This window comes from Meiothermus sp. Pnk-1, from assembly GCF_003226535.1.
Taxonomy (GTDB): domain Bacteria; phylum Deinococcota; class Deinococci; order Deinococcales; family Thermaceae; genus Allomeiothermus.
The window spans coordinates 475,380-483,262 of sequence record NZ_QKOB01000003.1; the positions used below are offsets into that span (position 1 = coordinate 475,380).

Here is a 7,883-nt window from a genome sequence, read left to right on the forward strand (position 1 = left end):
GTCTGCCAGGAAAGCGTGCGCAAGTCTTCTCGCCCCACCCTTCAAGGCGTGGCACATGTGGCCTAAGTAACATGATTCCCATGCGCTTTCCCTGGCTTGCCGCCCACGAGGTCAACCGCTATGCCCGGCCCCTTCCGGGCCTCGAGCGCCCGGTGCGGGTGGCTCACCTCTCTGACCTGCACATCGGCCACTACATCGACTCGAGGATCGTCAGGCGCTGGGTCGAGACCACCGTAGCGCACCAGCCCGACCTGATCGTCATCACCGGCGACCTCACCGACAGCGAGAACTCTGCGCTGATCCGTCCCGCCGTGGCCGAGATGGGGAGGCTGCGGGCTCCGCTGGGGGTCTGGGCGGTGTGGGGAAACCACGATTACCGCTTGCGGGCTTATCGGTCCGGGGACTTGAGCGACCTCGAGACCTGGCTCGAGGCCTCCGGCGTGCGGGTGTTGAACAACGCCGGGGTTCGCCTGCGCGAAGACCTCTACCTGGCGGGTGTGGACGACCTTTGGCACGGTCGGCCCGACGTCGCGCGGGCGCTCGAGGGGCTACCCGACGGCGCAGCCAGCCTGCTTTTATGCCACAACCCCGATTACCTCTTTGAGGTACCGGCGGCCGTGGGCCTAACCTTGTGCGGCCACACCCACGGCGGCCAGATCTGGGTGCCCTTCCTGGGGGCGGTGTTTACCTCCTCCAAGTACGGCAAGCGCTTCGCCCAGGGCTGGATTGAGGACCCGGTGCCAGCCTTCGTCTCGAGGGGGTTGGGGGTTTCAACGGTTCCCCTGCGCTACCGCTTTCGCGCGGAGGTGGTTATCATGGACCTTCTCCCCTCGTAAGGCTACGCCCCGACAGCGACGTTCTCGAGGTTCAGGTTCGTGTACACGTTTTGGGTGTCGTCGAGGTCCTCCAGGGCCTCCACCATCCGCAATACCTTTTGGGCCTCCTCTTCCGGCAGGAGGACGGTGTTTTGCGGGATCATGGTGATTTCGGTGTCCTGCGGATGGAACCCCTTGGCCTTGAGCGCGTTGGCCACCGCATACACCTCGTGGGGATCGGTATAGATCTCCAGACCGCCCTCGCTTTCCTGCAAATCCAGGGCCCCTGCTTCGATGGCGGCATCCTGGGCCTCGGGGGTGTTGGTCTCGAGCCAGATGTACCCCCGCCGCTCGAACTGCCAGGCCACCGCCCCTACCGCACCCAGCGAGCCTCCGTGCTTGGAGAAGACGTGGCGCACCTCGCTCGCGGTGCGGTTGCGGTTGTCGGTGAGGGCGTAAACCAGCACCGCTACCCCACCCGGGGCGTAACCTTCGTAGATCACCTCTTCGTAGTTGGATCCCTCTTCGTCGCCCCCTTGAAGCCGCTTCAAAAGGCGCTCGATGTTGTCGCCCGGTACGTCGTCGTTGCGGGCGGCTTCGATGACGTTGCGCAGTTGAACGTTGGCAGCGGGGTCGGCGGAGCCTCCGGCCCGGGCCGCCGCTGCGATGGCCCGCAGGTACTTGCTGATCACCTTGCCGCGCTTGAGGTCGTTGGCGGCTTTCTTACGTTTGATCTGAGCCCATTTGCTATGACCGGCCATAATTCACCTAAACCATTATAGTCCCTGACAAGAGGCTCGGTTTTTGCGATAGACGAACCGCTTTGCGGTTGCACGCTTGCCCTGGGCATCATCACCGTGACCAGGCTCTTTTTGCTGAGGAACACCCCCACCGCCTTGGTCCTGAAAAAGCTATTCCAGCACATTCATGTCCTTGATCTGCTTCTGATGGTTATCGGGAAAGTCCAGGTGGCTCGAGATCTCAGGATCGCTTCTGTAGTGGCTTTGCTTCGCAAAGCAGTTCGCCGGTCATGCGTTGGCAGCGCTTGGAGAGCTCGGTGCTGCTTCGCTCAGCAAAAGTAGCTACCCGTGCTTCCCCTCCCGGATACGCCGGCTGATCCTTTCCTTGGTCAATCCGCGCAGTTCCTCTTTCGTCACCTGAGACCTCTTTATCGATAGAAGTTCTCCTCTATCCCTCAAAGCATGTTGAAAACGTAGTAACGTAGGCACGTGGATACACCCAACTATGCAGACTTAATGTCACAAGTTCAATCACTAGCTGATCGCGTTCATAAGATCGAGAGGATAATCCAGGGCACACTGTCCCTCCCGCCGGACAAGTTTTGGGCTCTACATGCTCTCGCACAGGGCGATGATGGTGAGGGGAGGATTGTTTACGCCGGTGTTTTAGAGACCCCGAAGGCTGGACGGGTAGCCTGGCAGAAAGAAGCTGTGGTTGCTGAGTTGCTCAAAGCGGATTGGACACAGGAAGCCCCAGTGCTCAGGGCACTAGGACACCCTATACGACTAGCAATCCTGAAATCCCTGCTCATGGGCCCGCAGACCATCCAGGAGCTCTTGGAGATTCCTGGTTTGGGCACCAGTGGGCAGCTATACCACCATCTTCGCGAACTTCAGGCCGCTGGTTGGGCACACCAGGAGCGCCGCAATTGTTACGCTATTCCGAAGGATCGAATTGTTCCTTTGTTAGTAATAATAGCTATCGCCTTAAGCTAAGTTAAGCACACAACAGGTTTCCCACAAAAGCCCTCTCCACCACGACATTTAGGGATGGGGCATTTCATGTAGATCTACTGGGCACGTGGGGGTGTTTAGGCAGTCTACTGGTTCGCGGCACAGCTCGAGTCCCGGAAAAAGTTTTCTATACCCCCTTTCTAGAGCCTACTTAGCTTGACATCAAATTGATGATTGTGCTATTAGATTATACGTAAATGCATAATTTAGGTGCATTTACAATTTAGCGTCAGAAGGAGGCTAATACATGCGCAAGTTGAAGGCGATGGTTCTTTCTGGGGTGTTGTTGGCCGGTGGTTTAGCCTGGGTAGGTGGAACCCCTTCTATAGCCTATGCATCTACACCGACAGAGCAGGCCCAGGCTATTGAGCCTGAGGCTTGGCCAGCAGTGGTCGCTGTCGCGGCACGGGCAGCTGCCTGGGCCGCCGAGGCGGCGGTTAAGGCAGTAGCAGCCTACGTTGCTGTTAAAGCTGCTCAAGCTGTTCTTAACGGACAAGGGCCTGCTCACGTGAGCGAAGCTTTGCTGCCCGAGGCGGTACTTGACTGAATTACTTTGCCAGGTCGAGCTAAAGACTTTAGCTCGACCTGGCTCACGGAGTAGCAAATATGCACCTTCGGTATGCAATCTACACTCTAGCTCTGGGAGTGTTAGCCGTACATTTCGTACTGACATTGATTTATGTATCGCCGCCAAACCCCGTTAAGACACTCACCAACCTACCACAACGGTACGTTGGGCGTTTCTTTTATCAAGATTGGGGTCTCTTCGCACCTAACCCCATTAGCATGGATATACGAGTGTTGATAAGCTGCTTAGCAGATGGTTATGGCCCGACACCCCTTCTCGATATAAACCAGGGTTTTTCAAAACTTCGTTACTCAAACGGTTATGACCGAGTGAACCGGATTGCTGCCAATTACGCGCACAGTCGTATTACCCTCTATCGGAGCCAGATGCCCTACACGAAATTGTGCATCCAGACCCCAGACCACCCTCACTGTAATGCATTCAGATTTACAGACGAGGAACGCAAGAATGCTGCCGAGGAAGGTTTGAAGCGTGTCGCTTCAGCATTTTGCGCTGACATTTCTAAAGCCAAATCCATTAAATATAAAAAGGCTCATATTTGGATCTTATTGTCAGAAGTGCCACGTTGGTCAAAACGTCACAGGGAAGGCCGGAAAGAATCTGCGCTGGACCTCGGGGTAGTCAAATTAGAAGAATCTCGGGCGTTTGGGATATGGAGGGAAGATGGTTAGTTTGTGGAGTTTTTTTAATATTTTAGAATCGCAGCCTTTTAATCGAATTGGCGCACGACTCTTGCAAATCGGGGTCGGTGGGGTGATATTGTACCGCACAGTTACCGAGCTGCCCTTCGCGCAATACCTCTATGGTCCGAACGGCGCGGCCATGGGGTCAACTATAGCCTTGTTAGGTCCCACAGGCGTTTGGGTTGACGCGGTCTTTTATAGTACTTGGGGTGTTTATTTAATTCTTGCCCTTTGGGGATTGGGAGGACTAGGCCTAATACTGGGCTTCCGACCCCGGCTTAGCACGCTGCTTGCTCTGATGGGCAGTTTGTTGGTTGAGTTAAGGAATAACACTAGTGATGGCGGTGACAACATTTCGCGTCTATTGCTTTTATACATGCTCTTTTTCCATCCCCGCCTCGAGAAGCCTTCGGCGATAAGGCCGGGCGCCGCAGTTTTCTTTCATAACATCGGAGTCGTATCAGTTTATCTTCAATTGATCATCCTATACCTAGTTTCTGCAACTACCAAATTGCAAGGGGAAGCGTGGATTAGCGGCACTGCTGTCTACTATGTAACTCAATTAGATAGTTATGGCCCCCCATGGGCTCCGGTTCGTGAACTCTTCAAAAATCCGTGGATTGCGACGTTAGCCACCTATAGCACCATCATTTATCAGATGTTCTTTCCAGCTATGCTATTGGCTCCTCCGACATGGAAAATCTTCTGGACAGTATTCGGAATTTTGCTTCACCTAAATTTTGCGATTCTGATGGGTTTAGTGACCTTTTCCACAGTAATGATCTCTCTTCTTCTATTTACCTTGCGTGACAAAGAGTGGGCTCTGATCGCTCAGATTATAAAGCGTTGGATTCCAAGACTTACCGTGTTTGTGGATAGCAATTGCGCATACTGTAATCGAGCCGGTCGTTGGATCAACCGTATGGATCTGCTTGGTCTCTGCCGGGTGACCTCCTACCGGACGGACATGAGCTTCAGACACTATAACCTGGATTTCGAAGCTGTAGATCGAGAGATGCACGTAGTAAGACAACTGGGGGATAAATATAGGATTTTTCGAGGATTTGACGCAGTTGTTGCGCTGACGAAACACCTTCCCCCGCTTTGGCCAGTTCTGCCGATAGCCGTTCTACTCCAGGTGTCTGGACTTGGGCCGAAACTGTACCGCTGGCTAGCAGACCACCGGGTATTAGTCACGGCAGGAACCTGTCAGGGTGAATCCTGCCCTATTAGGAGTCAATCGTAGAATGATGCGATCGTCACCGTGGTTGGAAAAGGTTTTCTATCTAGCGCTGCTGTACTCCTTGCTGCTTGAATTCCTTGTCCCTGAACTTCAAAAAGTGTGGGCAATAAAACTCGGCCTATACCTTGCAACCGGATTCATGTTGCTGTACCTCCTGACATGGCTGCTACAATGGCTAGGCCGAGTGCGAAAGCATCCTAGGGCGGCTATAAGCTTAGCGTTGAGCCTCCTCTCCCCACCTATCCTTGCAACGGGCTTCCTCCAGCTTATCGGTGGATTCGTGGCCTTAGCCCGCTACCGCTTCCGCCCACCCACCGCAGAAGTGTACAGGCAGCAGGTTAGCTACACCCTTCCTTTCAAGGGGGTGTGGTGGGTCGCCAATGGCGGACCAGACGCATCTACTTCGCACTCCTGGGATCTCATAGGCCAGCGCTACGCCTACGATTTCGTCATTACTGATGACGGTGGGAAGAGCTATCGCCATGACGGGCGGCGAGTTGAGGATTACTATGCCTTCGGGGCTCCGGTGTTGGCGTCGGCAGACGGTATCGTGGTAGCAGTCCAAGACCGTCACCGCGACTGCCCATGGCCAGGAATAATTGACCCTTTAGCCTGGAGCATTCTTGGCAATTACGTGGTGATTCGCCATGCGGATAGCGAGTACAGCCTCCTCGCTCACCTGCGCCGGGGAAGCGTGAGGGTACGCCCTGGAGATCGGGTGCTGCGTGGGCAGGTGCTTGGAGAGTGCGGTAATTCCGGGCACTCTACCGAACCCCATTTGCACTTTCAGGTTCAGGACCATCTAAGCTTCTTCCTGGCTGCTTCTCTCCCGGTACGCTACAACCGATGGTGTCGTGTTAAGGGAGAGTATTGCCAGCAGATGGAGGAAGGGTTTCCCGTCCGGGGGGAGCACGTGGTAAACTTCGAAAGCGCGCCTAACCATCTGCACTTCGCCCGATGACTCGATAGTCATGCAGTCCTCGAGCTTGGTAGGCTTACCCCATGATACGCTTATTGCCCTTTCGCTTCGACCAAGGTGAGCGGACCCTCTGGCTCCTCGACCAGCGCAAGCTGCCCTTCGAAGAGGTGTGGGTGCCCTGCCGCAGCGCGAAAGAAGCCGCCGCGGGCATCCGCGAGATGGTGGTGCGGGGCGCCCCGGCCATTGGCGTGACCGCCGCTTACGGGATGGTGCTGGCTCACTTTGCCGGTGAAGACCCCGCCGAGGCCGACCGCGTGCTGCGCCACAGCCGCCCCACCGCCGTCAACCTCTTCTACGCCCTGGACCGGATGAAGCCCTACTGGGGCAATAGCCAGGCTTCGCTCGAGGAGGCTAGCGCCATCTGGCGGGAAGTCGAGGACACCGAGCGGGCCATCAGCCAGTACGGGGCTAGGGTTTTGCGGGGTCAGGTGCTCACCCACTGCAACACCGGCCCGCTCGCCACCGGCGGCTACGGCACGGCGCTGGGGGCCATCGTGGAGGCCTGGCGCCAAGGCCGGGTGACCCACGTCTGGGTGGACGAGACCCGCCCCTACCTTCAGGGTGCCCGCCTCACCGCCTACGAGCTGCACAAGGCCGGGGTTCCCGCCACCCTCATCACCGACAACATGGCCGCCCACCTCATGAGCAAGGGCCAGGTCGACGCGGTGATGGTGGGTACCGACCGCATGGCCACCAACGGCGACTTTGCCAACAAGATCGGCACTTACGCCCTGGCTGTGCTCTGCCACTACCACGGCATCCCCTTCTACCCCGCGCTACCGCTCTCCTCGGTAGACCCCAAGCTCGGCAGCGGCAAGGACATTCCCATCGAAGAGCGCGGTGCCCTCGAGGTCACCACCATCCGCGGCATTCCCATCGCCCCCGAGGGTTTTCCTGCCGCCCACCCCGCCTTCGACGTGACCCCGCACGCCTTGGTCACCGGGATCGTGACCGAGAAGGGGGTGTTGTATCCACCCTTTGGCGAGGCCCTGCGGGCTGCCCTTGCGGGCTAGCATGGCGTGGCTGGAAGCCCTGCTCGGCCTGCGCTGCCCCGGGTGTGGGGGGGATCCGGACGCGAGCGGGCTGTGCCGAGGATGCCGGTCGGAGCTGGAGTGGCAGCAAGCTTATGGCGTTCTCTTTTTGGGCAGCTATCGGCGTTGGGGAAGGCTCAGCCGCTCGATCAAATACGGCGGAAGGCGCGACGTGGTGAAGCTGATCGCCCAGGAGTGGGCCAAAGGCATCGCCTATCAGGGTTGGAAGCTCGAGGGGATCACCGCCGTTCCCACCCTTTTGCACCGGCGGATCCAGCGCGGCTACAACCAGGCCGAGCTGCTGGGGCGAGCGTTAGCGGAGGCGGCGGGGCTACCCTATCGGAACGTGCTCTCGAGGCTCCGCTACGCCCCTTCGCAGACCCGGCGGGTGGGCGCGGAGCGGGCTGCCCTTCCTGCCGATACCTTTGTCCCCAGGCAGAGCGTGTCGGGGGCTTGGCTGCTGGTGGACGATGTGATCACCAGCGGCTCCACCTTTCGTCTGGCGCGAAATTCCCTGCTCGAGGCGGGGGCTTGGCAGGTCTATGGGGCCTGCATCGCGGTGAAAAGCGCAAAGGTTCTCCAAGGCCTATGGACCCCGGGGTGCTAGGAGATAGGCGATGGGTGTGTCCTGGATTTAGGCAACTAGGCTGCAGTAGGGAAAGCGCCGTGTCGGACGGCGTGGAAAGGTGTGACGGGGCTGTGGGAGAAGAACCGCGAGCGGACCAGGGCCTTAGCGCTCGCTCCGGATTCGCTCCAGTGGGCCCCGGTGATCTTGAGTCTTTGGCCGAT

Annotated in this window: 7 protein-coding genes; 6 read left to right on the plus strand and 1 reads right to left on the minus strand. The window is 57.6% G+C overall.

The genetic code is table 11. The features are described 5' to 3' along the window. The first annotated feature begins 80 nt into the window (after window positions 1-80). Window positions 81-836: a metallophosphoesterase gene (locus tag DNA98_RS07080; protein ID WP_110528219.1), complete on the plus strand. Its 756-nt coding sequence runs from the start codon at window positions 81-83 to the stop codon at window positions 834-836. A 2-nt stretch (window positions 837-838) separates the two neighbouring features. Here the strand turns inward: DNA98_RS07080 and DNA98_RS07085 are convergent, their stop codons facing one another. Continuing rightward, on the minus strand, window positions 839-1,576 hold the full coding sequence (locus DNA98_RS07085) for a YebC/PmpR family DNA-binding transcriptional regulator (protein WP_110528222.1): 738 nt from the start codon (window positions 1,574-1,576) through the stop codon (window positions 839-841). A gap of 1,240 nt (window positions 1,577-2,816) precedes the next feature. On the opposite strand from DNA98_RS07085, the gene DNA98_RS17645 reads away from it, so the two are divergent. The 5 genes from DNA98_RS17645 (at window position 2,817) to DNA98_RS07110 (ending at window position 7,701) form a co-directional block, all read left to right on the plus strand. Continuing rightward, window positions 2,817-3,116 carry a hypothetical protein gene (locus tag DNA98_RS17645; RefSeq protein ID WP_129865719.1) on the plus strand — a complete coding sequence of 100 codons (300 nt, stop codon included), beginning with the start codon at window positions 2,817-2,819 and terminating at the stop codon, window positions 3,114-3,116. Between the two features lie 705 nt (window positions 3,117-3,821). Continuing rightward, window positions 3,822-5,087, plus strand: coding sequence for a DCC1-like thiol-disulfide oxidoreductase family protein (locus DNA98_RS07095; protein ID WP_110528227.1), 1,266 nt, complete (start codon window positions 3,822-3,824; stop codon window positions 5,085-5,087). A 217-nt stretch (window positions 5,088-5,304) separates the two neighbouring features. After that, the gene (locus DNA98_RS07100) at window positions 5,305-6,045 is read left to right on the plus strand and encodes a M23 family metallopeptidase (RefSeq protein WP_199489363.1); all 741 of its coding nucleotides are present in this window, start codon (window positions 5,305-5,307) and stop codon (window positions 6,043-6,045) included. Window positions 6,046-6,086: 41 nt separating this feature from the next. Then, window positions 6,087-7,076: an S-methyl-5-thioribose-1-phosphate isomerase gene (mtnA, locus tag DNA98_RS07105; RefSeq protein ID WP_174720040.1), complete on the plus strand. Its 990-nt coding sequence runs from the start codon at window positions 6,087-6,089 to the stop codon at window positions 7,074-7,076. Window position 7,077: 1 nt separating this feature from the next. After that, window positions 7,078-7,701 (plus strand): ComF family protein, encoded by a 624-nt coding sequence (locus DNA98_RS07110; RefSeq protein ID WP_110528232.1) that lies wholly within the window; start codon window positions 7,078-7,080, stop codon window positions 7,699-7,701. The last annotated feature ends 182 nt before the right edge of the window (window positions 7,702-7,883 follow it).

Coding starts and splice junctions, on each gene's coding strand:
- DNA98_RS07080 (WP_110528219.1), top strand. CDS start 81: ATGCGCTTTCCCTGGCTTGCCGCCCACGAGGTCAACCGCTATGCCCGG.
- DNA98_RS07085 (WP_110528222.1), bottom strand. CDS start 1,576: ATGGCCGGTCATAGCAAATGGGCTCAGATCAAACGTAAGAAAGCCGCC.
- DNA98_RS17645 (WP_129865719.1), top strand. CDS start 2,817: ATGCGCAAGTTGAAGGCGATGGTTCTTTCTGGGGTGTTGTTGGCCGGT.
- DNA98_RS07095 (WP_110528227.1), top strand. CDS start 3,822: ATGGTTAGTTTGTGGAGTTTTTTTAATATTTTAGAATCGCAGCCTTTT.
- mtnA (WP_174720040.1), top strand. CDS start 6,087: ATGATACGCTTATTGCCCTTTCGCTTCGACCAAGGTGAGCGGACCCTC.
- DNA98_RS07110 (WP_110528232.1), top strand. CDS start 7,078: ATGGCGTGGCTGGAAGCCCTGCTCGGCCTGCGCTGCCCCGGGTGTGGG.